The sequence below is a fragment of the Streptomyces sp. AA4 genome (assembly GCF_000158875.1).
GTDB lineage: Bacteria > Actinomycetota > Actinomycetes > Mycobacteriales > Pseudonocardiaceae > Amycolatopsis.
The window spans coordinates 727967-749111 of record NZ_GG657746.1 but is presented as its reverse complement, the minus strand read 5'-3'; the positions used below and the strand labels follow the sequence as shown (position 1 = coordinate 749111).

At 69.6% G+C, this 21145-nt stretch carries 22 protein-coding genes; 10 read left to right on the top strand and 12 right to left on the bottom strand.

The annotated features are described in order from the left end of the window. Positions 1–14 precede the first annotated feature (14 nt). The gene (locus SSMG_RS03655) at positions 15–1205 is read right to left on the bottom strand and encodes an MFS transporter (protein ID WP_009072904.1); all 1191 of its coding nucleotides are present in this window, start codon (positions 1203–1205) and stop codon (positions 15–17) included. Positions 1206–1268: 63 nt separating this feature from the next. On the opposite strand from SSMG_RS03655, the gene SSMG_RS03650 reads away from it, so the two are divergent. Beyond that, on the top strand, positions 1269–2156 hold the full coding sequence (locus SSMG_RS03650) for a LysR family transcriptional regulator (RefSeq protein WP_009072902.1): 888 nt from the start codon (positions 1269–1271) through the stop codon (positions 2154–2156). Between the two features lie 82 nt (positions 2157–2238). Then, on the top strand, positions 2239–3027 hold the full coding sequence (map, locus tag SSMG_RS03645) for a type I methionyl aminopeptidase (RefSeq protein WP_009072900.1): 789 nt from the start codon (positions 2239–2241) through the stop codon (positions 3025–3027). A 136-nt stretch (positions 3028–3163) separates the two neighbouring features. On the opposite strand, the gene SSMG_RS03640 is transcribed toward map, so the two are convergent. Further along, positions 3164–4594 (bottom strand): M17 family metallopeptidase, encoded by a 1431-nt coding sequence (locus SSMG_RS03640; RefSeq protein WP_037712435.1) that lies wholly within the window; start codon positions 4592–4594, stop codon positions 3164–3166. A gap of 88 nt (positions 4595–4682) precedes the next feature. Next, the gene (locus SSMG_RS03635; RefSeq protein WP_005155393.1) at positions 4683–4850 is read right to left on the bottom strand and encodes a DUF3117 domain-containing protein; all 168 of its coding nucleotides are present in this window, start codon (positions 4848–4850) and stop codon (positions 4683–4685) included. Positions 4851–5052: 202 nt separating this feature from the next. Here SSMG_RS03635 and SSMG_RS03630 point away from each other — a divergent pair, with 202 nt between their 5' ends. Beyond that, complete coding sequence (locus SSMG_RS03630; protein WP_009072891.1) at positions 5053–5847, top strand: enoyl-CoA hydratase-related protein; 795 nt, start codon at positions 5053–5055, stop codon at positions 5845–5847. A gap of 223 nt (positions 5848–6070) precedes the next feature. On the opposite strand, the gene SSMG_RS03625 is transcribed toward SSMG_RS03630, so the two are convergent. From SSMG_RS03625 to SSMG_RS03605, 5 genes are read right to left on the bottom strand one after another with little or no spacing between them, the layout of a single operon-like run. Beyond that, positions 6071–6634, bottom strand: coding sequence for a DNA-3-methyladenine glycosylase I (locus SSMG_RS03625; protein ID WP_009072889.1), 564 nt, complete (start codon positions 6632–6634; stop codon positions 6071–6073). Next, on the bottom strand, positions 6631–7086 hold the full coding sequence (locus SSMG_RS03620; protein ID WP_009072888.1) for an SRPBCC family protein: 456 nt from the start codon (positions 7084–7086) through the stop codon (positions 6631–6633). The genes SSMG_RS03625 and SSMG_RS03620 overlap by 4 nt, the downstream gene beginning before the upstream one ends. Then, positions 7079–7408, bottom strand: a complete 330-nt coding sequence (locus SSMG_RS03615; protein WP_037712432.1) for a DivIVA domain-containing protein — start codon at positions 7406–7408, stop codon at positions 7079–7081. The genes SSMG_RS03620 and SSMG_RS03615 overlap by 8 nt, the downstream gene beginning before the upstream one ends. Further along, positions 7405–8103 carry a permease prefix domain 1-containing protein gene (locus SSMG_RS03610; RefSeq protein WP_009072884.1) on the bottom strand — a complete coding sequence of 233 codons (699 nt, stop codon included), beginning with the start codon at positions 8101–8103 and terminating at the stop codon, positions 7405–7407. Before SSMG_RS03610 ends, SSMG_RS03615 begins: the two co-directional genes overlap by 4 nt. Next, a complete protein-coding gene (locus tag SSMG_RS03605; RefSeq protein ID WP_009072882.1) occupies positions 8100–8417 on the bottom strand; it encodes a helix-turn-helix transcriptional regulator in 318 nt (105 codons plus the stop codon). The genes SSMG_RS03610 and SSMG_RS03605 overlap by 4 nt, the downstream gene beginning before the upstream one ends. A gap of 140 nt (positions 8418–8557) precedes the next feature. Between SSMG_RS03605 and SSMG_RS03600 the strand changes: the two genes are divergently transcribed. Genes SSMG_RS03600 through cydC form a run of 4 tightly spaced genes read left to right on the top strand, consistent with a single transcriptional unit; the run spans position 8558 to position 13746 of the window. After that, entirely contained in the window at positions 8558–9721 is a 1164-nt protein-coding gene (locus SSMG_RS03600; protein ID WP_009072880.1) for a cytochrome ubiquinol oxidase subunit I, read from the top strand. Between the two features lie 3 nt (positions 9722–9724). Beyond that, positions 9725–10714: a cytochrome d ubiquinol oxidase subunit II gene (locus SSMG_RS03595; protein WP_009072877.1), complete on the top strand. Its 990-nt coding sequence runs from the start codon at positions 9725–9727 to the stop codon at positions 10712–10714. A gap of 12 nt (positions 10715–10726) precedes the next feature. Beyond that, positions 10727–12226: a thiol reductant ABC exporter subunit CydD gene (gene cydD, locus SSMG_RS03590; RefSeq protein WP_009072876.1), complete on the top strand. Its 1500-nt coding sequence runs from the start codon at positions 10727–10729 to the stop codon at positions 12224–12226. Further along, the gene (gene cydC, locus SSMG_RS03585; RefSeq protein ID WP_009072875.1) at positions 12223–13746 is read left to right on the top strand and encodes a thiol reductant ABC exporter subunit CydC; all 1524 of its coding nucleotides are present in this window, start codon (positions 12223–12225) and stop codon (positions 13744–13746) included. Before cydD ends, cydC begins: the two co-directional genes overlap by 4 nt. Here the strand turns inward: cydC and SSMG_RS03580 are convergent. Further along, positions 13730–14317: a hypothetical protein gene (locus SSMG_RS03580; RefSeq protein ID WP_009072874.1), complete on the bottom strand. Its 588-nt coding sequence runs from the start codon at positions 14315–14317 to the stop codon at positions 13730–13732. The genes cydC and SSMG_RS03580 overlap by 17 nt on opposite strands. Positions 14318–14407: 90 nt before the next feature. Next, positions 14408–15313 (bottom strand): glucosyl-3-phosphoglycerate synthase, encoded by a 906-nt coding sequence (locus tag SSMG_RS03575; RefSeq protein WP_009072872.1) that lies wholly within the window; start codon positions 15311–15313, stop codon positions 14408–14410. Positions 15314–15340: 27 nt separating this feature from the next. On the opposite strand from SSMG_RS03575, the gene SSMG_RS03570 reads away from it, so the two are divergent. Beyond that, the gene (locus SSMG_RS03570; protein WP_286156930.1) at positions 15341–16042 is read left to right on the top strand and encodes a 1-acyl-sn-glycerol-3-phosphate acyltransferase; all 702 of its coding nucleotides are present in this window, start codon (positions 15341–15343) and stop codon (positions 16040–16042) included. 6 nt (positions 16043–16048) lie between these two features. Here SSMG_RS03570 and SSMG_RS03565 read toward each other — a convergent pair whose 3' ends face one another. Continuing rightward, positions 16049–16594 carry a TIGR00730 family Rossman fold protein gene (locus SSMG_RS03565; RefSeq protein WP_078561059.1) on the bottom strand — a complete coding sequence of 182 codons (546 nt, stop codon included), beginning with the start codon at positions 16592–16594 and terminating at the stop codon, positions 16049–16051. After that, positions 16591–17376 (bottom strand): TIGR00730 family Rossman fold protein, encoded by a 786-nt coding sequence (locus SSMG_RS03560; RefSeq protein ID WP_009072867.1) that lies wholly within the window; start codon positions 17374–17376, stop codon positions 16591–16593. The genes SSMG_RS03565 and SSMG_RS03560 overlap by 4 nt, the downstream gene beginning before the upstream one ends. Positions 17377–17735: 359 nt before the next feature. Here SSMG_RS03560 and SSMG_RS03555 point away from each other — a divergent pair, with 359 nt between their 5' ends. Beyond that, positions 17736–19826 carry a M4 family metallopeptidase gene (locus SSMG_RS03555; RefSeq protein WP_009072865.1) on the top strand — a complete coding sequence of 697 codons (2091 nt, stop codon included), beginning with the start codon at positions 17736–17738 and terminating at the stop codon, positions 19824–19826. 191 nt (positions 19827–20017) lie between these two features. Further along, positions 20018–21073, top strand: a complete 1056-nt coding sequence (locus SSMG_RS03550; protein WP_037712425.1) for a chitinase — start codon at positions 20018–20020, stop codon at positions 21071–21073. Positions 21074–21145 lie beyond the last annotated feature (72 nt).

The following is a 21145-nucleotide window of genomic DNA, read 5'->3' as shown; positions in this document are numbered from 1 at the left end:
CCCGGCCTAGCCGCTCACGACCCCACCAGCACGCGCCGCTCGCTGCGCACCCGCGTGCCCACCCGCACCGCCACCACGGCCAGTCCCAGCCACACCACGACGGCCACGATCAGCCAGTTCCACCCGGCCCTCCCGTAGACGACGCTGCCGACCCCGCCGCCGACGCTGCTGCCCAGGTAGTACATGAGCATGTACAGGCCGCCGACCTGGCCGCGCGCGTTCTCCGGGGCGTCGGCCGCGGCCCAGCTGTTCGCGATCGAGTGCGCGGCGAAGAACGCCGTCGTCAGCACGAGGAAGCCGAGGACGATCAGCGGCAGCGAGTCCGGAATCGTCAGCAGAGCGCCGACCGCGGTCAGCACCAGCACGCCGACCAGCGCCTGCCGACGGCCGATTCGCGCGGACAGCCGGTTGGCCGTTGCCGACGAAACCGAGCCCAGCGCGTACGACACGAACACCAGCGACGCGATCGCCGGCGACAGGTTCAGCGGCTCGCCGGTCAACCGGAACCCCGCCGCGTTGTACAGCGCGACGAACGCGCCCATGGCCAGCAGCGCGACGGCGTACTGCGCTAGCAAAACCGGCCGCCGCACCGCGGAAAGCAGGCCGACGCCGATGTCGCGCAGGCCTTGCCGCTCCCCTGTCTTGACCGGCGAAGGCGGCAGCATCACCACCGTCACGACCGCGCAGACCAGGGAAAGCCCCGCCACCACATACAACGCGCCGCGCCAGCCGAACGGACCGGCGGTGAACCCGGTGGCCAGCCGCCCGGTCATGCCGCCGACAGTGTTGCCCGCGATCATCGCCCCGACCGCGGCCGCGACGCCGGTCTTGCCGAGCCGTTCCACGAGATAAGCCGTGGCCACGCCCGGGAACCCGGCGATCGCGACGCCCTGGACCGCGCGCAACACCAGCAGCAGCGGGTAATTCGGCATGAGCGGCAGCAGAAGCCCGAGCACCGAGGAAAGCACGACGGACGCGATGATCACCGGCCGCCGCCCGATCGCCTCGGACAGCGCGGCGATCGGCAGCACCGAAATCGCCAGCGCGCCGGTCGCCACGCTCACCGCGAGCGCCGCGCCGCCCGGATCGAGGTGGTACTGCCCGGCGAGCTGCGGCAGAACCGCTTGCGGGGCGTAGAGCAGGGCGAACGACGTGAAACCCGCGGCGGCGACCGCGACCTTCACCCGGCGGGCGGCGGTAAGCATGCCCCTGAAAGTAAGCTTCGCTAATCAATACGTCTAATACGTAGATCTGCCATCATTCATACCGTGCCGAATGAGAGCCTGACCGCGCAGCTCGTCCCGCACCTATGTCTGCTGGCCACGCTGCGAAGCACCGGAAACGTCACTCGCACGGCCGAGCTCCTCGGAGTGCCGCAACCCACAGTCAGCAGGCGGCTGGCGGCGCTTGGACAGGCCCTCGGCGCGCCGCTGACCGTGCCCGACGGCCGAGGCGTCCGGCTCACCCGCGCTGCCGAGTTGCTGGCCGACGCGGCGGAACGCGCGCTGCCCGTGGTCGACGCCGGGGTCCGTCTCGCCCGCGAGGAGATCGAACCGGCGAGCGGCCGCGTCGTGCTGGGATTTCTGCACCTGCTCGGCCGGTCGCTGGTGCCGGAGTTGCTGCGTACGTACCGGAATCAGGCCCGGTTCTCCCTCGTGCAGGGTTCGCTGCAGGACATGGTCAACCGGCTCGTGTCCGGGGAACTCGATCTCGCCCTGCTCGCCCCGGTCGTCGAGGACGAACGACTGGAGACCGTCGTGCTCGACCGGCAGCCGATCCACCTGTCGGTCCCGGCCGGGCATCGGCTGGCCGGCCGGCGCGGCGTGCGCGTGGCCGAGCTGGCCGACGAGCCGTTCGTGCTCCTGGAACCCGGCTACGGCCTGCGCCGGATCACCGACGACCTCTGCGCCGCCGCCGGTTTCACGCCGAAGGTCGCCTTCGAAGGCCAGGAATCCGACACCGTCCGCGGACTCGTCGGCGCCGGGTTGGGGGTCGCGCTCCTGCCGCGCTTCGAACCCGGCTCCCCGGCCGGGGTCGCGGAGGTGCCGCTGCACCCGCCGGTCCACCGGACGATCGGGCTCGCCTGGCGCGCCGGCGAACCGCTTTCGCCCGCCGTGCAAGCGTTCCGGGACCACGTCCTCGGCAGGGCGGGCTAGCCGCCAGGGTGGTATTTGTATCCCGGTGCCGTGCTACCGTTTCCGGTATAGAAATACCGGAACCTGAAGACGCGAGGTAGTCGTGATCGAGCTGAAGACGCCTGCGGAGATCGACCGCATGCACGTGACCGGGCGGTTCGTCGCCGAGGTGCTGACCGAGGTCGGCAAGCTCGCCGACGTCGGCGTCAACCTGATGGACCTCGAACACCACGTGCGCGGCATGATCAAGCGGCGCGGGGCCGTCTCGTGCTACTGGGACTACGCGCCGTCGTTCGGCGAGGGCCCGTTCCGCAACGTCATCTGCCTGTCGGTCAACGACGCCGTCCTGCACGGCCTGCCGCACGACTACACCCTGCGCGACGGCGACGTCCTCACCGCGGACATCGCGGTGACCATCGACGGCTGGGCGGCCGACTCGGCGCGCACGGTCATCGTCGGCACGCCCGCCGAGGAGGACCAGCGGATCATCCGGGCCACCGAGGAAGCGCTGGAAGCCGCCATCGAGGCGTCCCGCGCGGGCAACCGGCTCGGCGACATCTCGGCCGCGATCGAAGCGGTCGCGACCGGCTACGGCTACCCGGTCAACACCGAGTTCGGCGGCCACGGCATCGGCCGCACCATGCACGGCGAACCGCACGTGTCGAACCGCGGCAAGGCAGGCCGAGGCATGAAACTCCGGCCCGGCCTGACGCTCGCGCTCGAACCCTGGCTGGCCCGCACGACGGACAAGATCGTCTACGACCCGGACGGCTGGACCATCCGCTCCGCGGACGGCTCGCGCACCGCGCATTCGGAGCACACGGTGGCGATCACCGAGGGGGAGCCGATCGTGCTGACTCGTCGAGAGGACGAGGCGGCGGGGAAGAACTAGCGTCCGCGCCGCGACGCTCCCCCGCGCGGGCGCCCTCCTCAACCACCCGGGCGGCGAGGTCGTCATCGGTCGCTGGCAGGCAAGAACGAGCCCGCGCCGGTCTGCCGCGGCGGCACCACCCGCTGCGGCAGGGCCGTCAGCTCTCGTAGGAAGCGACGAACTCCACCAACGTCCGCGCCGCGAACCCGGACGCGCCCGGCACCACGTCGTCGTACGTTTTGTCCGCGCGGGCCGGACCCGCGATGTCCAGGTGCGCCCACGGCAGCCCCGCCGTGAACTCGCGCAGGAACAGCGCCGCCATGATCCCGCCCGGACCGCCGGGGGCCTGCCGGACGTCGCCGAGTTCGCCCTCGACACCCGTCGCGTAGTCCTCGACCAGCGGCATCCGCCACCACGCCTCCCCCGCGCGGGCCCCGGCCTCCAGCACCCGGGCAGCGAGGTCGTCGTCGGTCGCGAAGAAGCCGCCGGTGCGCAGCCCGAGCGACACCTTCATCGCGCCGGTCAGCGTGGCTGCGTCGACGATCAGGTCCGGCTTGAACTGGGCGATTCCGTAGGCGAGCGCGTCGGCCATCACCATCCGGCCCTCGGCGTCGGTGTTGCCGACCTCGGTGGTCTGGCCGCCGTAGTGCCGCACTATGTCGCCCGGCCGGTACGAGCCGCCGGAGACGTGGTTTTCCGCCGCGGGCACGAGCGCGGTGACGCGCACCGGCAGGTTCAGCTCCCCGATCGCGCGCATCGCGGCGATCACGGCCGCGCCGCCCGCCATGTCGGTGCGCATCAGGTGCATGCCGTCGGCCGGTTTCAGCGAAAGGCCGCCGGTGTCGAAGGTGATCCCCTTGCCCACGAACAGCAGGTGCTTCTTCGCGCCGCGCGGAGTGTGCGTCATTTCGATCAGGCGCGGCGGCGAAACCGAACCGCCGCCGACCGCCAGAACTCCGCCGAACCCCTTGTCAGCGAGCCATTTCTCGTCTCGCACGGTCACCTCGACCGTGCCGCCCAGCACCTTCGCCGCGGTGTTCGCCAGCCACGCCGGGTTCTTGATGTTCGACGGCGTGTTCGCGAGGTCGCGCGTAAAGGCAGCAGCCGCCGCGAGAACGCGTACGCGAGCGACAGCCTCCGCGTACGCGGGCACAGCGCGCTCGTGCGCGACAACGAGACGTACGGCGGGTACAGGCGGCTTCGGCTCTGTCGTGGTGACCACGAATCGGTAGCCGCCCAGCGACAGTCCAACCGCTAGCTCGGCCGCGTGCTCCGCTGTCGCGTCCTCGGGCAGTACGACCTGGACTGTCCGGATCGGACGGTTCTCCGCCGCTTCGCGAAACGCGCGCGCCAACGCGGCGCCAGTCCGTCGAAAGTCCTTCGGCGCGCCTTCGCCGATACCGGCGAGCCAGCGTGGACCATCGCCGTCTTCGGGCACTTCGCGTACTTCGGCAGTGCGGCCGCTCGCCCCGCTGTCCTCCGCCTCGGCCGGCGCGACCAGCACTGCTCGCGGGACTCCGCGGCGCGTCGCGGCGACGACCTCGATTTCGGGCAGCTTCGTGGGAACGGGTGGTAGCGAGTTACGCACAGCGAGCAACCTTAGGGCGCAGACGAACCGACCCCGGCCTCCAAAAGGAGACCGGGGTGCACAGTGGACAGAGCGGGGAGAGCGCAGGTCAGCCAGTGACCTCCTGCAATGCGGCGCCGAGGTCCTTCGCTTCCTCCGCGGAGAGCTCGACGACCAGCCGGCCGCCACCCTCCAGTGGCACCCGCATGACGAGGCCCCGCCCCTCCTTGGTCACTTCGAGGGGACCATCTCCGGTCCGGGGCTTCATGGCCGCCATAGCGTGCTCCCTCCGTCTCAACCGGCGCGCCCGGGTCGCGCACTCCCATGCCAGCCGGGTCTCGTCCCCCATTGTCCCTCATCAGCGCCCGGGCGCGAACGCGGACCGATCATTTGCCGCCGCATCGGTGCTGGTATGCCGCCCGCCGAGGGTGCGAGACTCAGTACCGAGAACCCGAGCCGCAGCTTCAGAGGAGCATTTCGTGACCACATCCGACGTCCTGTTGACCGCCGACGCCGACGGCGTGCGCACCCTGACCCTGAACCGGCCGGAGGCGTACAACTCGCTGACCGTCGAGCTCAAGGAGCGCCTGATCGCCGAGCTGCGCGCGGCCGCCGAGGACCCGGACGTCCGCGCGGTGGTGCTCACCGGCACCGGCAAGGCGTTCTGCGCCGGACAGGACCTCAAGGAGCACGTCGGCCTGCTGCAGGCGAACGACCCGGCCCCGCTGCACACGGTGAGCGACCACTACAACCCGATCGTCAAGGCGATCACCGGGATGCCCAAGCCGGTCATCGCTGCGGTCAACGGGACCGCGGCGGGGGCGGGGGCGGCCTTCGCGTATGCGAGTGACCTGCGGATCGCGGCTGAGTCGTCGTCGTTTCTGATGGCGTTCGCGAATGTCGGGCTGGGGCCGGATTCGGGGGCGTCCTGGACCTTGCAGCGGCTGATCGGGTACGGGCGGGCCGCGGAGCTGATGTTGATGGCTCGGACGGTGGACTCCGCGGAGGCGTTGCGGATCGGGCTGGTCGGGGAGGTCGTGCCGGACGAGGAGCTGGCGGCTCGGGCGCAGAAGGTGGCCGCCAAGCTCGCGGCTGGGCCGACGGTGGCTTACGCGAAGATCAAGGAGGTGCTGGCGGTGGCTGCGGAGTCTTCGCTGGAGGAGGCGCTGGCTGCGGAGGATGCGGCGCAGACTGCTCTTGGGGCTACTGCTGATCATTCGGAGGCGGTGGAGGCGTTTGTGGGGAAGCGTCGGCCTCATTTTCAGGGGAAGTGAAGGGTTTAAAGAGGAGCGGCTTCGCCGCTGAAAAGAGGGGTTGCGTGGGGCACCCCGAAGTTTGATTGTGCTGACGGTTCGGGGGTGCTTGTCAAGGCGGGAAAGATGCCTTGACAAGCACCCCCGAACCGCAGGGCGGCTTCGTATCGGGGTTGGGGGGAGGGAGTGGGTGCCTCGATTGTTGGGTGCATCTGCTGCGGGTTCGTAGAAAGCCGCGAGGACTTCACGCTGCGCGGAAGCAACCTTTTACGTGGTCGTCTACCATGCCGGTCGCTTGCATCAGGGCGTAGCAGGTGGTGGGGCCCAGGAAGGCGAAGCCGCGCTTCTTCAGGTCTTTCGCCATTGCTTTTGACTCGTCGGTGATCGCTGGGACGTCTGCCATGGTGCGGGGGCGGCGGTGCTTTGCCGGGGCGAAGGACCACAGCAGCTTGTCCAGCGGGATGTCCAGGTTCGCTACTGCGCGCGCGTTTTTCACCGCTGCCTCGATTTTCGCGCGGTTGCGGACGATTCCGGCGTCTTGCATCAAGCGCTCGACGTCCTTCTCGCCGAAGCGGGCGACCTTCTCCGGGACGAAGCCCCGGAAGGCTTTTCGGAAGTTCTCGCGTTTGCGCAGGATCGTGATCCAGGACAGGCCGGACTGGAAGGACTCTAAGCAGAGGCGTTCGTACAACTCGGCCTCGCCGTGGAGCGGGACGCCCCACTCCTCGTCGTGGTACGCCGCGTAATCGGGGGCCGAGTTGCCCCAGCTGCAGCGGGCGATGCCGTCCTCGCCCAGTAGTTCCGTCATTGTTCCCCCATGGAATAGTTTTCCGCGAACCTCGCGAACTGCCGCAGCGAATGGCGGACTCCCAGTGCGAACGCGGGGCGCGCCAGGGGCCAGCCTGCGCGGCCCAGCAGGCCGAAGGGCAGTTTGAGGTGTTCGGCCCAGACGAAGGTGCACTGGCCGGCTCCCTTGGCCAGTACCTGGAACACCCCGGTTCCCTGCACCAGGCTGCCCAGGTGGCGGACCGTGCAGCGCAGGGGCGGTTCCCAGGTCGTGATCTCCATCGTGTCGGTGAAGCCGATGCCGCCGAAGCCGGTGAAGGCCGACAGCTTCGAGCCGACGCTGCGGCCGTTGCCTTCGATGACCCGCACTGACGTGCCGAGCATCCACTCGCCTTGGCGGGCCCAGTCGGTGAGCGCGAGCCAGGTCGTGCCAGCCGGTGCCGCGACGTCGACCGACAGCACCAGGTCACTCACCTGTCGGCCTCCGGTGCGCCGCGTCGCGCGGCTGCTGCGCGGCCTCCAGCCGGGCGACCCGTTCGCGCAGTTCGTCCAGTTCCACGCCGGTCCTGCGCAGCACCCAGTCCACTTCGGACATCTTGTAGCCGCGGAACACGAGCTGGAAGCGCACCTGCCGGACGTCCTCGCCGGTGATGTCCTCGGCGGGCAGACGAGTGGGCGAGCTGCCCGGCGGCAGCGGCGCCAGTTCCTCGCCCCGGCCGAACACCACAGCGGCCAGGAGGAACACCACGGCGGCCACCAGCAGCATGACTACGAGGTAGATCAGCGCGGTCGTCACGCGACGATCGTGGCACACCGCCGCCAGGAACGTCGCGCTAGCACGACAAGTCGGAACGACAGGACCACCCACGCGACCATCAGCAGGCCGCACGGACCGCTGAGGAACAGCCTCGCCGCGTCGACCACCCCGGTCGCTCCGACCAGCAGCAGCACGGAGAACAGGTTGAGGCCCACCGCGATCGCGCCCAGCGTCCGGCAGACCCGGGCCGTGCGCACGCCGTCGAACCGGCGGCTGAGCAACCGCGTGGCCAGCAGCGCGAGGAGGCCGAGCACCGGCACGGCGTAGATCGCGGCGTGGGTGAACTGCGTGACGTACGGGTACCAGCCGGGGTTCGGCGTGGTCAGCCGCGACCAGGGGCCGTAGGTGAAGATGCGCGCCAGTTCCCACGACGTCTGCATCGCGGGCACGCCGAGCACGAGCAGCCACAGCGTACGTACGCCGTTGTGCATGCTCAGTTCCGCTTGGTAGTCACCGACGATCTCGCGGACCTGACCGAAATCCGCTACCGCGCGGCGTTGTGCTTCGGTCTCGCTCCAGCCGCCTTCGCGGTACGCCTCGGCCGCGTCGTGCAGACCGTCGCGTGCTTCGGCGAGCAGATCCGCCTTCGTGCCGCGGCGGCCGATCAGCGTGCGGTCCAGTTCGGCCAGGTAGGCCTCGATGGGGCTGAGCACGGTCGGGCTTGTCGTCGTCATGGTTCCAGTACTCCGCCGATCACCGTGGTGAACTCCCGCCACTGCGTCCGCTCCGCCGCCAGCGCCTGCTGCCCGGCGCGGGTGAGCCGGTAGGTGCGCCGTTTGCGGCCGGACACCACGTCCCACTCGCTGGCCAGCCAGCCGGCGCGCTCGAGCCGCCGCAACGCCGGGTACACCGTGCCGGTGGGCAGGTCGAGCGCTCCGTCGCTGCGCAGCGCCAAAGCCTCGATGATCGCGTAGCCGTGCAGCTTGCGGCCGTCGAGGACGGCGAGCAGCAACGCGTCGAGGTGTCCGCGCAACGTGTCCGCTTTCATAGGTCGCCAGTCTACTCATCTTGTCCTGAGCAGGCTAATCTCCGCCGCCCGCATGGCCGTCCGGGAAAAACCCGGAGATCACCCCGATCTCATAGATTTGCCCGCTACATGTAGCCGCGCTACGTATAGGCTGCCTCGCCATGGACCCACTGCCGATAGCGCGACTCCAGTTCGCGACCACTACCTCGTTCCACTTCCTGTTCGTGCTGCTCACCCTGGGTTTGGTGACCATGGTGGCGATCCTGCAGACCCGGGCGACGCTCCGCGGCGGCGAGCAGCTGCACCGGATGACTGAGTTCTGGGGACGCCTGTACGTGGTCAACTACGCACTCGGAATCGTCACCGGAATCGTCATGGAATTCCAGTTCGGGATGACCTGGACCGGACTGTCCGCGTTCGCCGGGGACGTTTTCGGCGCGCCGCTCGCGATCGAGACGCTGGTGGCGTTCTTCCTGGAATCGACGTTCCTCGGAGTGTGGATCTTCGGCCGCGGCCGGATGAACAAGTGGCTGCACCTGGCGGTGCTGTGGCTGGTCACGCTGACCGCGTACGCCTCCGCGCTGTTCATCATGGTCGCCAACTCGTTCCTGCAGAACCCGGTGGGCTCGCGGATGGAGAACGGCGTGCTGCGCCTGGAAGACTTCGGCGCGCTGTTCGCCAATCCGGCGCTGGTCGCGTCCCTGCCGCACGTCCTCGGAGCCGCGCTGCTGACCGGCGGGTTCTTCGTGACCGGCGTCAGCGCGTACCACTTTCTCAAGCGCACCGGCGAGATCGACTTCTTCCGCCGGTCGCTGCGCATCGGGGTCGTGACTTCGCTGCTCGGCAGCGTGCTCGTGGTCCAGGCCGGGTTCGCGCAGTTCGCCGAGGTCGCCGGATACCAGCCGGACAAGTTCAAGGGTTCGGCCGGCGTCGGGCTGCCGCTCGGAATGATGATCATGGTCGGCTTTTTCGCCTTCTTCGCCTCGCTGATCGGCACGCTCCTGCTGTTCCGCGACTTGCTGCTGCGGGCGCGGCCGGTGCTCTTCCTGATGGTGCCGGGGATCGCCGTTCCGTTCGTCGCCGCGATCCTGGGCTGGCTGGTCCGCGAGATCGGCCGCCAGCCTTGGCTGGTGTGGGGCAAGTTGCGCACCGCGGACGCCGTCGCCGACGTCAGCGGCGGGCAGCTCCTGTTCTCCTTCATCGCTTTCACGCTGCTGTTCGTCGTGCTGGCCATCGCCGACTGGGTGCTGCTCGCCCGGATCGCCAAACGCGGTCCGGCCGTCGCGTCGGCGGAAACCGAACTTCCTGTCCTGAGTGGAGTGTGAACCGTGGTGACGATCTGGTGGGGTGTGCTCGGCTTGCTGCTGGGCGGCTACTTCGCGCTGGCCGGCTACGACTACGGCGTCGGGATGCTGCTGCCCGCGCTCGCCCGCTCCCGCGACGAGGCCGGGCAACGGCGGGTGCTCGGCGCGGTCGGCCCGTTCTTCCTGGCCAACGAGGTGTGGCTGGTCGCGGCGGTCGGGGTGCTGTTCGGCGCGTTCCCGCATCTGGAAGGGCGGGTGTTCGCCGGGGCTTACGTGCTGGTCGTGCTGTTGCTGCTGGGCTTGGTCACGTTCACCGCGGCGGTGCAGTTGCGGAGCCGCCATCCGGAGGGCAGCCGGCGCGGGTGGACGTTCGCCATTACCGCGGGCGCGCTGGTCACGGCGGTCTCGTGGGGATTGTTCCTCGGCAACCTCGTGCGGGGGCTTCCGCTCGACGCGCACGGACGTCCGATCGACGACGTGCTGGCATTGTTCAACCCGTACGCGGTGTTGTGGGGACTCGGCTTTGTCGCGTTGTTCTGCCTGCAGGGCCTGGTTTTCCTCGCGGTGCGCGGTCCGGCGGAGCTGACCGGACGGGTGCGGCGGCTGACCCGGTCGCTCCTGCCTCCCGTCGGGGTTTTCCTGGCGATAGCGACGGTTTGGGGCGCTTTCTCGGTTACCGACGGTTCCTGGGCTGCCTTAGCGGTGGTCGCTGTCGCCTTCGCGGCTTACCTCCTGGTCCTTTTTGGACTCCGCAAGCCGCGGTTGGCTCTGCCCGCCGTCATGCTCCTGAGCGCCTGCCCGGCGTTGCTGGTCGGCGTGCTGCGGTTCCCGGTCGTCTTGTCGTCCAGCGCGGGCTACCAGCTGACCGTCGAGCAGGCGGCCACCACGCCGGACATGACGGCAGTGCTCGGCTGGTTCGCCGCGCCCGCACTTCTCGTGCTGCTTGCCGCGCAGTGGCTGACCTGGCGCGCACACCGCCGTCCAGTCGACGAGAACTCGTTGCTGCACTTCTGAAGGAGTCTCGCCATGCCTGTTCTCCCTGGTCTCCGCGGCTATCTCGTGGCGCTCGCCGTGCTGGGCGCCGGCACCGCCGGCACCGTGCTCGTCCAGGCGGACGGGCTGTCGACGCTGCTCACCGGCGGCGGCGTGTCGGCCGCATTGTTCGTCGCCGTCGGGGCGCGGCTTCTGCTCGTCGTCGCGCAGGGCCTGCTCACCAGTCGCTTCGCCGCATCGGCACAAGCGGGTTTGCGTCGCCGCTTGCTCGACTCGACCGGCGACCCCGGCGTGACCGCCACCCAGATCACCAAAGGCGTCGATGCCACCGCCACCTACCTCACCGGTTATCTACCCGCGATGGTGCTTTCGGTGCTGGTGCCGATCGCCGTGCTGGCAAGGCTTTTCACCGCCGACCTGACCTCCGCCTTGATCGTCACCGCGACCGTTCCGTTGATCCCGCTCTTTGGTGCGTTGATCGGCGCCCACACGAAAGCGCGTACACAGTGGACACTCCTAACGCGACTCGGCGGACACTTCCTCGACGTTGTCCGCGGTTTGCCGACGCTCAAGCTGTTCGGCCGCGCGCAAGCCCAGACCCGCATCGTGCGCGAAATGGCGGATGCGCACGCCGACGCGACCATCCGGACGTTGAAGGTCGCCTTCCTGTCCGCGCTCGTACTGGAACTCGTTGCCACCCTGTCGATCGCGCTCGTCGCGGTGCCGATCGGGTTCCGGCTGCTGTCCGGTTCGATGACCGCGCACACCGCGATGCTGGTCCTGGTGCTCGCCCCCGAGGCTTACCTGCCGTTGCGCGCCGCCGGAGCGAAGTTCCACGCCGCCACCGAAGGACTCACCGCGTTGAAAGAGATCCTCAGCGTGCCCACCGCAGTCCGCCGATCCGGCACCCAAACCCGTCGTCTCGGTCCGCCGGAAGTGGTTTTCGATCGCGTCTCCGTCCACTATGGCGACACCTGCGCACTGTCCGAAGTAGACTTGACGATCCGCCCCGGCGAACACCTGGCCTTGGCCGGGCCGAGCGGTTCCGGCAAATCCACCCTGCTCGCCGTGCTGCTGGGATTCGTCGAGCCGACGTCCGGACGGGTGCTGATCGACGGCACCGACCTGCGCGCCCTCGACCACTCGTTCTGGTTGCGCGACACCGCGTGGCTGCCCCAGCGTCCGACCCTTTTTCGCGGCTCTCTCCAGGAGAACACCGGCGGACGCCGCGTCGATGACATCGTCACCGACCTCCCCGACGGCTACGCCACCCAGCTCGGCGAACTAGGCACCGGGTTGTCCGCCGGGCAACGGCAACGCGTCGGCCTGGCCCGAGCCCTGTCCCGCACGGAAGCCGGACTCGTCCTGCTGGACGAACCCACCGCCCGGCTCGACGCCCGCACGGAAGCGACCGTGCTGGCCGGAGCCAAGGAACTGCTGCCCGGCCGCACCGCCGTCCTCGTCGCGCACCGACCGGCGCTGGCCGCGCTCGCGTCGCGGACCGTCGAACTCCACCACGGGGTGACCGCATGAAACTCCTCCGCGCGACCCTGCTCGCCGTCGGCGCCGAGCTCGCCGGGCTCGGCCTGACCGGCACCGCGGCGTGGCTGCTCCTGCGCGCCGCCGAACAACCTCCGCTCGCCGCGCTCACCCTCGCGATCGTCGCCGTGCGCGTTTTCGCGCTGGCCCGAGGCGGACTCCGGTACGCCGAACGCCTTGCCGGACACGACGTGGTCCTGCGCTACCTCGGTTCCCTCCGGACCCGGGTGTACCAAGCGCTTCTCCCCCGCCGCGTCGCCGAACATTCCGGCGCGGACCTGGTCACCCGCCTGGTGTCCGATGTGGACGCCGTACAGGACGCCATTCTCCGGCTCGCGCTGCCGGCCGCCGTGGCGGGAACCGTCGGTCTCGCGGTGGTGATTTTCGCTGGCCTGGTCAGCCTTCCGCTCGCCGGTATCGTCCTCATTGGACTAGTCGCAACGGCATTTCTGTTCCTCCCGAGAGGCGACGCACCCGGCAGGCAGCAGGAACTCGCCGAACGCACCGTAGAACTCGTCCTCGGCCACGACGAACTCATCGCCTACGGCTGGGAGGAACGAGAAAAAGCCCGCGCCGCCGCGATCATCCACCACCTGGCCGCGGGCACCCGCCGCACCGGCCGACGGCTTGCCCTCGCCGCCGCGGCCGGAGTGGCCGTCCAATTCACGACCACCGCCGCGGTCGCGCTGTTCAGCCCAGCGAGCATCCCGGTCACCGCCGCCCTGACCCTGACCACGATGGCGCTGTTCGAACTGGTCCTGCCGCTGCTGCCGGCCGCCGAGCGAATCCCCGAAATCCGGGCGTCGCTGAGGCGGGTGCGCGCGGTCCTGTCCGCACCGGAGCCCGCCCCGGAACCGATCCCCGGCCCGGGACATTTCCGGCTGACGAACGTCGGCGTCCAGCATCCCGGCCGACGAGCCGCGCTCGAGGGCATCGATCTCGATCTGCCGCCCGGCACCCGGCTAGGCATCCTCGGTCCGTCCGGCGCCGGCAAGACGACCCTGCTGCACGTCCTGCTCGGCTTCGTCTCCCCTACGTCCGGCTCGGTCACCGCCGACGGCCGTCCGGTGGCCGGACCGCACCCCGCCGTGATCTCCGGAGCCCTCGCCGACGCGCACGTCTTCGCCACGACCGTCCGCGAAAACCTGCTGCTCGCGCGGCCGGAAGCCACGGACGACGACCTGCGCGCCGCCTGCGCAACGGCAGGCTTCGACCTCCCGCTCGACCGAGACACCGGCCAAGACGGCGACGCCCTCTCCGGCGGGCAACGGCAGCGGCTGATCCTCGCCCGCGCGGTACTCGCCGCACCGCCGGTCCTCGTCCTCGACGAACCGGTGGAGGGCCTCGACCCGGCACACGGCGACGAGATCCTGGCGCGGGTTCTCGCCCAGGCGAAGGGAACCGTCGTGCTGGTGACGCATCGGCCGGAGCAGGTCATGGGGTTCGACCAGGTGCTCACCCTGGAAGACGGACGAGTGGCGGTTCAGCCCGCCGCGCTCACCGCTCGCGGATGAGCTGGATCGGCGCGTCGAGCGGATCGAGGTGGAACAGGTCGTTCGCGTCGACGTGCGGATGCGGGTCCGGCGAACCGCGGAACAGCGCGACGACGACGTTGGTGAGCCGGACCCGTCCGCCGCCGAGATGCGTGATCCCCTTCGGCTCGTCGAGACCGGCCAGCCATTCGGCCTGCGCCGGGTCCATCACGGCGGTGTAGGTCCCGGTCCGGCCGGAGCGGATCTCGCGGTCCGCCAGTACATCGCCCCAGCGGGCGAGCGTGAGGATCTCGTCGATCGCCAACCGGATCTCGTCGCTTCCCCCGTACTCCATCGGCTGGTACCCGGCCCGGCGGGCGATTCCGCCCCGCCAGTAGCTGGAGTCGTCGCCGGGAACGCTGCGGTACACCGTGTGCCACGCTGGCCGCCCGTGCGAAGGAGCCAGCTCGGCCCAGCCGATCGGGAACCCCTCCCGGCTGCCGTCGTCGGCGCAGACCCGCACGGTCTTCCGGTCCGGCTGCCGAACGAGCAGATTGCGCATCTGAAGCCGGTGCGCACTGCTCGGATCCAGCTGGTTCTTGGCCACGTCCATCGCCCCCGCACGTCGAATCGGATCGGGTTCCGGAACGTAGCGGGCGCCGATGACATCTCGATGAAACTCCGCTGATGTCCTATGTGGACACTACGGCTGCCGCGCGGCCAGCACCTCGCGCATCGGGGGCCGGTCGACCACCGGCACCTCCGTCACGTCCGGCACCCACTCCCCGGACACCTGGACGAACTGGGTGAACCGCGCCGCCTCCGCGCTCGGCGTCCCGCAGCGGGCCAGCGCGGTGCCGAGGATCTGCCGGGCCATCACGCCGAGCTGCAGCAGCGACCGGTTGCGGTGTTTGCGCACGCCGAGGTTGACCTGCGCCAATCCGTCCAGCCCGTAGCGTTCCTCGGCGTCGAGCAGCAGTCCGATCTCCACGCCGTACCCGCCGGCGAACGGCACCGACTCCAGGAACTCGCGCGTGCCCGCGTACTCGCCGCCCAGCGGCTGCACCAGCTCGCCGAGCGCCGGGCGCAGCGCGGACAGCACCGGGCGCGCCAGCAGCTCGGTCACCCGGCCGCCGCCGGTGCTCTCCAGCCGCAGCGGACGGCGGTAGAAGCCCTTGACCAGGTGCACCCCGTCCTCGGTGAGCAGCGGGCCGAGCAGCGACGGCACGAACGCCGGGTCCGGGTCGACCAGGTCGGAGTCGAGGAAGACCACCACGTCGCCGGTCGTCGCGGCGAGCGAACGCCACAGCACCTCGCCCTTGCCCGGACGCGGCGGCAGCTCCGGCAGGACGTCCTCGCGGCGCACCACGCGGGCCCCGGCCGCCGCGGCGACCTCGACCGTCGCGTCCGCGGAGCCGGAATCGACGACCACCAGCTCGTCGACCACCCCGCCGAGCAGCGGGCGCACCGACGCGACCACCGCGGCGACCGTTTCCTCCTCGTCCAGCGCCGGCAGCACGACGGACACGGTCCGGCCGCGTTTGGCGGCGAGGATGTCCGCGGCGCTCCACCCGGGCTCCTGCCAGGTGCGACGGTGAAACCAGCTCATGGAGGCGATCGTGCCATGCTAGGACCGGTGCCCGATCCTCCGGAGGGAGAACCCTTGCTGCCGCTGCTCGTCCGTTTCGTGCTCGGTCCGCTGGTCCGCGCGCTCTACCGGCCTCAGGTGGAGGGCGTGGAGAACATCCCAGAGGACGGTCCGGTGCTGCTCGCCGCCAACCACCGGGCGGCACTGGACACCGGTGTGATCACGTTCACCACGCCGCGGCAGGTCCGGTTCCTCGGCAAGGCCGAGTACTTCACCGGCAAGGGCCTCAAGGGCCGGTTCATCGCGAAATCGCTCGATGCGCTCGGCTACGTCCCGGTCGAACGCGGCAACGCACAGGCCGGGCTCGCCGCGCTCGAAGCGGGCCGCAAGGTGCTCACCGACGGCGGCGTGTTCGCGATCTACCCCGAGGGCACCCGCTCGCTCGACGGACGGCTGCACCGCGGGCACACCGGCGTCGCCGCGCTCGCGCTGTCCACCGGGGCCAAGGTCGTCCCGGTCGCGTTGTTCGGCACCGAGGGCATCCAGCCGAACGGCGCGAAGATCCCGCGGCTCGCCAAGATCAAGGTCCGGTTCGGCGAGCCGCTGGACTTCTCGCGGTACGAGGGACAGGACTCGTCCTCGGCGATCCGCCGGTCGGTGACCGACGAGATCATGTACGCGATCCTGGAGCTGTCCGGGCAGGAATACGTCGACACCTACCACAAGCGGCCGGACGAAAAAGCGTCGTAAGGCGCGTTATCCGGCGGAACGGCTCAGGATGTCGACCAGCTTGTCGGCGTCGGAGGCGACGCTGATCAGTTCACGGGTTTCCGGGCGCAGGAACCCTTTCTCCAGCATCTGATCGGCGAACGCGACCAGCGGCGAGTAATACCCGGCCACGTCGAGCAATCCGATCGGCTTGCGGTGAATGCCGAGCTGCGCCCAGGTCCACACCTCGAACAATTCCTCGAGGGTGCCGACGCCGCCGGGCAACGCGACGAACGCGTCCGACAGCGCGGCCATTTTCGCTTTGCGCTGGTGCATGTCGGCGACCACGTGCAATTCGGTGAGCCCGCCGTGCGCGATTTCCACGTTCGACAGCACTTCCGGGATCACGCCGATCACTTCGCCGCCCGCGGCGAGCGCGGCGTTGGCCACCACGCCCATGGTGCCGACGCTCGCGCCGCCGTAGACGAGGCCGATTCCCCGCTGCGCCAGCAGTTTCCCGACGCCGGCCGCCGCCTCGGCGTACTCCGGCGAAAAGCCCTGCGCTGAACCGCAGAACACACAGATCCGCATCAGTGCGTGTCCTCCCAAGCCTGATAAGACTCCTGCACGACGCGCACCGCGTCGTCGATGTCGTCGGTCAAGTGCAGCAGGTCGAGGTCCTTTTCGCCGATTTTCCCGCCGCCCAGCACGGATTTCGCGATCCAGTCGTACAGCCCGCCCCAGTATTCGGTGCCGAACAGCACCACCGGGAACTTCGTGACCTTCTTGGTCTGGACCAGCGTGAGCGCCTCGAACAGTTCGTCGAGCGTCCCGAATCCGCCGGGAAGGCAGATGAACGCCTGCGAGTACTTGACGAACATGGTCTTGCGCGCGAAGAAATAGCGGAAGTTCACGCCGAGGTCGACCCACGGGTTCAGGCCCTGTTCGAACGGCAGCTCGATGCCCAGCCCGACGGAGAACCCGCCCGCCTCGTTCGCGCCGCGGTTCACCGCTTCCATCGCGCCCGGGCCGCCGCCGGTCATCACCGCGAACCCGGCGTCGGCGAGCGCGGCTCCGATCTTGCGGCCCAGTTCGTACTCCGGGTGGTCGCGTTTGGTGCGCGCCGAACCGAACACGGTCACCGCGCGCGGAACCTCGGCCAGCGCGCCGAACCCCTCGACGAACTCGGCCTGGATCCGCAGCACGCGCCACGGGTCGGTGTGCACCCAGTCGCTCGGCCCCCGCGAGTCGAGCAGCCGCTGGTCGGTGGTGCTGCCCTGGTCGCGCCGATCGCGCCGGAGCACCACCGGGCCCTTGTGCCGCTCCACCGGACGTTCGGGGTACTGGCCGTCGGGAAACTCAGACTGTTCGCTCACCAGCCAAGCCTACGGGCCGGGCGGCCGCGGCGGGCGCCCGAGTCGGCACCGGAGCGTGACGGATCGGTTGCCCGCGGCTGAACGCGGGAAAGCGGACCACCAGCGGGTTCCGGTCCTGCTACCAACGGCCGGTTGTCGGCAACTACCTACGAAAGTCGCCCGGCCCGTCCCAAACCTGCGTTTTCCCTGCTACGGGGGCACTTGCGGGGAATAGTCCCGATCGCGCCCGGGGTCCCGCTGGTCCGTTCAGCGCATTGACCGCCCCCGTGAGCGCTTTTTTACTCACGGTGTCCGCGGCCTGATCAGCCCAGCTCAACGCGTTGCGCTTTTCCCCATCGTGTACCCCGAAAGGACTGTCGATGACGTCCAGAAGAGGGCTCGCCACCGGCATCGCCAGTGTCGCCGGTCTCGCCCTTTCCCTGCTCGCGCTGCCGGTGACCCCGGCATCCGCGGCCCCCGCCCAACCCTCCGCAGACCCGCAGGCCACCGCGATCGCGGCCGCCGACCGGGCCGCCGCCGCCGGCGCGGTCGGGCTCCGCAAGAGCTCGGCCGAGAGCCTGCACCGCGTCAGCACCACCCTGGGCGACGCCGGGCTGTATTACAACTCCTACGAGCGCACCTACGACGGCCTCCGGGTCGTCGGCGGGGATGCGGTGATCGTCGCCGACGGAACGGGCCGCGTGCGCGGCACCGACTCCGCCGAGAGCGCGGCCATCACCGTGGGCACCACGCCCGCGGTCGACGCGGCGCGCGCGGCTTCGGTCGCCCGCGGCCAGTTGCCGACCGTGAGCGCGGTGAGCAAGCCTGATCTGGTCGTTCTCGGCGGCGCACAGCCGAAACTGGCCTACGAGGTCGTCGTCAAGGGCCGCACCGCGAAGGCCCCGAGCAACCTGCACGTCTTCGTCGACGCCGCCACCGGCAAGGTCCTCGACCAGCGCGACGACGTGAAGGCCGAAAGCCCGGCGAAGGCCGCTTCGAACGCCGCGGCCCCGCGCGTGGCGGGCAACGGCAACAGCTATTACGCCGGCCAGGTCAGCATCGACACCAGCGGCTCCGGCAGCTCGTACTCGATGCGCGACCCGAACCGGCCCGGCATCAGCTGCGGCCGCGAGGGCGGCTCGGTGTTCACGAAGTCCAGCAACAACTGGGGCAACGGGCAGGGCACCGACCTCGAAACCGGTTGCGTGGACGTGCTCTACACGGTGCAGACCGAGTGGAACATGCTCAAGGACTGGCTGGGCCGCAGCGGAATCGACGGCAACGGCAACGGTTTCCCGGCGTCGGTCGGCCTGAACGACGTCAACGCCTACTGGGACGGTTCGTCCACCCACTTCGGGCATTCGCAGGACAACCAGCGCCAGGCGACCTCGATGGACGTGGCCGGCCACGAGTTCGGCCACGGCATCTTCCAGAACACGCCGGGCGGCGCGGGCTCGGGCAACGAGAACGGCGGCCTCAACGAGTCCACCGGCGACATTTTCGGCGCGCTGACCGAGTTCTACGCGAACAACCCGGTCGACACCCCGGACTTCACCGTCGGCGAGGGCGTGAACCTGGTCGGCAACGGCCCGATCCGCTACATGTACGACCCGAGCCGCGAGGGCGACCCGAACTGTTACTCGTCGTCGATCCCGAACACCGAGGTGCACGCGGCGGCGGGCCCGCAGAACCACTGGTTCTACCTGCTGTCCGAGGGCAACGCGCCGACCGACGGCCAGCCCGCCAGCCCGACCTGCAACAACAGCAGCATCACCGGCATCGGCATCCAGAAGGCAGGCAAGATCTTCTACAACGGCCTGCTGCACAAGACCTCGTCCTGGAACCACAAGGCGGCCCGCAAGGCCACCCTGCAGGCGGCCGTCGACCTGTTCCCGGGCAGCTGCACCGAGTTCAACGCCACCAAGGCGGCCTGGGACGCGGTGTCGGTCGGCGCGGTCTCCGGCGAGGCCACCTGCACCGGCAACCCGCCCGCGGGCAACGACTTCTCGGTCAGCCTGTCGCCCTCGTCCGCGACTGTCCAGCCTGGACAGTCGGCCACGTCGACGGTGACCACCAAGATCACCAACGGCAACGCGCAGTCGGTGAAGCTGACCGCGAGCGGCCTGCCCTCGGGCGCGACCGCGACGTTCAACCCGGCGACCGTCCAGTCCGGCGGCACCGCGACCGTCACGATCGCCACGACAGCCAGCACGCCGAACGGCACCAGCAAGGTCACGATCACCGCGACCGGCGCGAACGCCACCCACACCGCGGACTTCACGCTCACCGTGGGCAGCGGCAACCCCGGCGGCTGCGGCGGCGTGACGGCGTGGGACGCGAACAAGTTCTACGGTCCGGGCGACGTGGTCTCGTACAAGAGCCACAAGTGGACCTCGTCCTGGTACTCCGTCGGCGCTGAGCCGGGTGCGCCCGGTTCCTGGGCCGTCTGGACCGACAGCGGGGCCTGCTGACGCAGCAACCCGTTCGCAGATACCTCTGAACCAGCCGGGCACGGCGCCTTGTGCCCGGCTGGTTCGCGTTTCGGGCGCTTGTCCAGACCACTCGGCCTGAATTTGTCTAGACCATACGATCGGGGGTAGGCATCCCCCGGCCCGCCGCTTACCGTTTGCGGCACCACCGTTACCGGGGACGGGAGCCGTTGATGAACGGACGGAAGTCACGCTGGTTCGGGACCGCGCTGGCGGCCCTGCTCGCCCTGCCGCTCGCCGGGGTCGCCCCCGCTTCCGCGGCCGCTCCGCAATCGGACACCTGCGCGGTGAAGCCGAGACCCTCCGGCCCGGTCCTGCAGGGCTACTGGGAAAACTGGGACGGCGCGTCGAACGGCGTCCACCCCGGCATGGGCTGGGTGCCGATCAACGACCCCAGCATCGCCGCACACGGGTACAACGTCATCAACGCGGCCTTCCCGGTGATCCTCTCCGACGGCACCGTGCAGTGGGAAGACGGCATGGACTCGACGGTGAAGGTCTCCACCCCCGCCGAGATGTGCGCGGCCAAAGACGTAGGCGCCACGATCCTGATGTCCATCGGCGGCGCCGCGGCAGGCATCGACCTGTCCTCCAGCTCGGTCGCCGACAAGTTCGTCAGCACCATCGTGCCGATCCTGAAGAAGTACAACTTCGACGGAATCGACATCGACATCGAGACGGGTTTGTCAAGCAGCGGCGACATCAACTCGCTGTCCGCCTCGCAAGCAAACCTGGAACGCATCATCGACGGCGTACTGTCGCAAATGCCCTCCGGCTTCGGCCTGACCATGGCCCCGGAAACGGCATACGTAACCGGCGGCTCGGTCACCTACGGCTCGATCTGGGGCGCGTACCTGCCGATCATCAAGAAGTACGCGGACAACGGCCAGCTGTGGTGGCTGAACATGCAGTACTACAACGGCTCCATGTACGGCTGCTCCGGAGACAGCTACGAAGCCGGCACCGTGCAAGGCTTCACCGTGCAGACGCAGTGCCTGGACAAGGGCCTCACCGTACAAGGCACCACCATCCGCGTCCCGGTCGACAAACAGGTCCCCGGACTCCCCGCCCAACCAGGCGCAGGCGGCGGCTACATGGACCCCGGCTCAGTTTCCCAGGCCTACCAAAGCGTCCCCGGCCTCAAGGGTTTGATGGACTGGTCAATCAACTGGGACGGCTCCCGAGGCTGGACCTTCGGCGACAACGTCAAATCGCTGCAAGGCCGCTAAAAGCTGCTGTGGGCCGGGGTGCTGCGTACGTCGCCGCCCCGGCCTCAGCCCACCCACAGCCCGCCGGGAACC

Coding starts and splice junctions, on each gene's coding strand:
- SSMG_RS03655 (WP_009072904.1), bottom strand. CDS start 1,205: ATGCTTACCGCCGCCCGCCGGGTGAAGGTCGCGGTCGCCGCCGCGGGT.
- SSMG_RS03635 (WP_005155393.1), bottom strand. CDS start 4,850: ATGGCGGCCATGAAGCCCCGGACCGGAGATGGTCCCCTCGAAGTGACC.
- SSMG_RS03625 (WP_009072889.1), bottom strand. CDS start 6,634: ATGACGGAACTACTGGGCGAGGACGGCATCGCCCGCTGCAGCTGGGGC.
- SSMG_RS03610 (WP_009072884.1), bottom strand. CDS start 8,103: ATGACGACGACAAGCCCGACCGTGCTCAGCCCCATCGAGGCCTACCTG.
- SSMG_RS03605 (WP_009072882.1), bottom strand. CDS start 8,417: ATGAAAGCGGACACGTTGCGCGGACACCTCGACGCGTTGCTGCTCGCC.
- SSMG_RS03600 (WP_009072880.1), top strand. CDS start 8,558: ATGGACCCACTGCCGATAGCGCGACTCCAGTTCGCGACCACTACCTCG.
- cydD (WP_009072876.1), top strand. CDS start 10,727: ATGCCTGTTCTCCCTGGTCTCCGCGGCTATCTCGTGGCGCTCGCCGTG.
- cydC (WP_009072875.1), top strand. CDS start 12,223: ATGAAACTCCTCCGCGCGACCCTGCTCGCCGTCGGCGCCGAGCTCGCC.
- SSMG_RS03580 (WP_009072874.1), bottom strand. CDS start 14,317: ATGGACGTGGCCAAGAACCAGCTGGATCCGAGCAGTGCGCACCGGCTT.
- SSMG_RS03575 (WP_009072872.1), bottom strand. CDS start 15,313: ATGAGCTGGTTTCACCGTCGCACCTGGCAGGAGCCCGGGTGGAGCGCC.
- SSMG_RS03555 (WP_009072865.1), top strand. CDS start 17,736: ATGACGTCCAGAAGAGGGCTCGCCACCGGCATCGCCAGTGTCGCCGGT.
- SSMG_RS03550 (WP_037712425.1), top strand. CDS start 20,018: ATGAACGGACGGAAGTCACGCTGGTTCGGGACCGCGCTGGCGGCCCTG.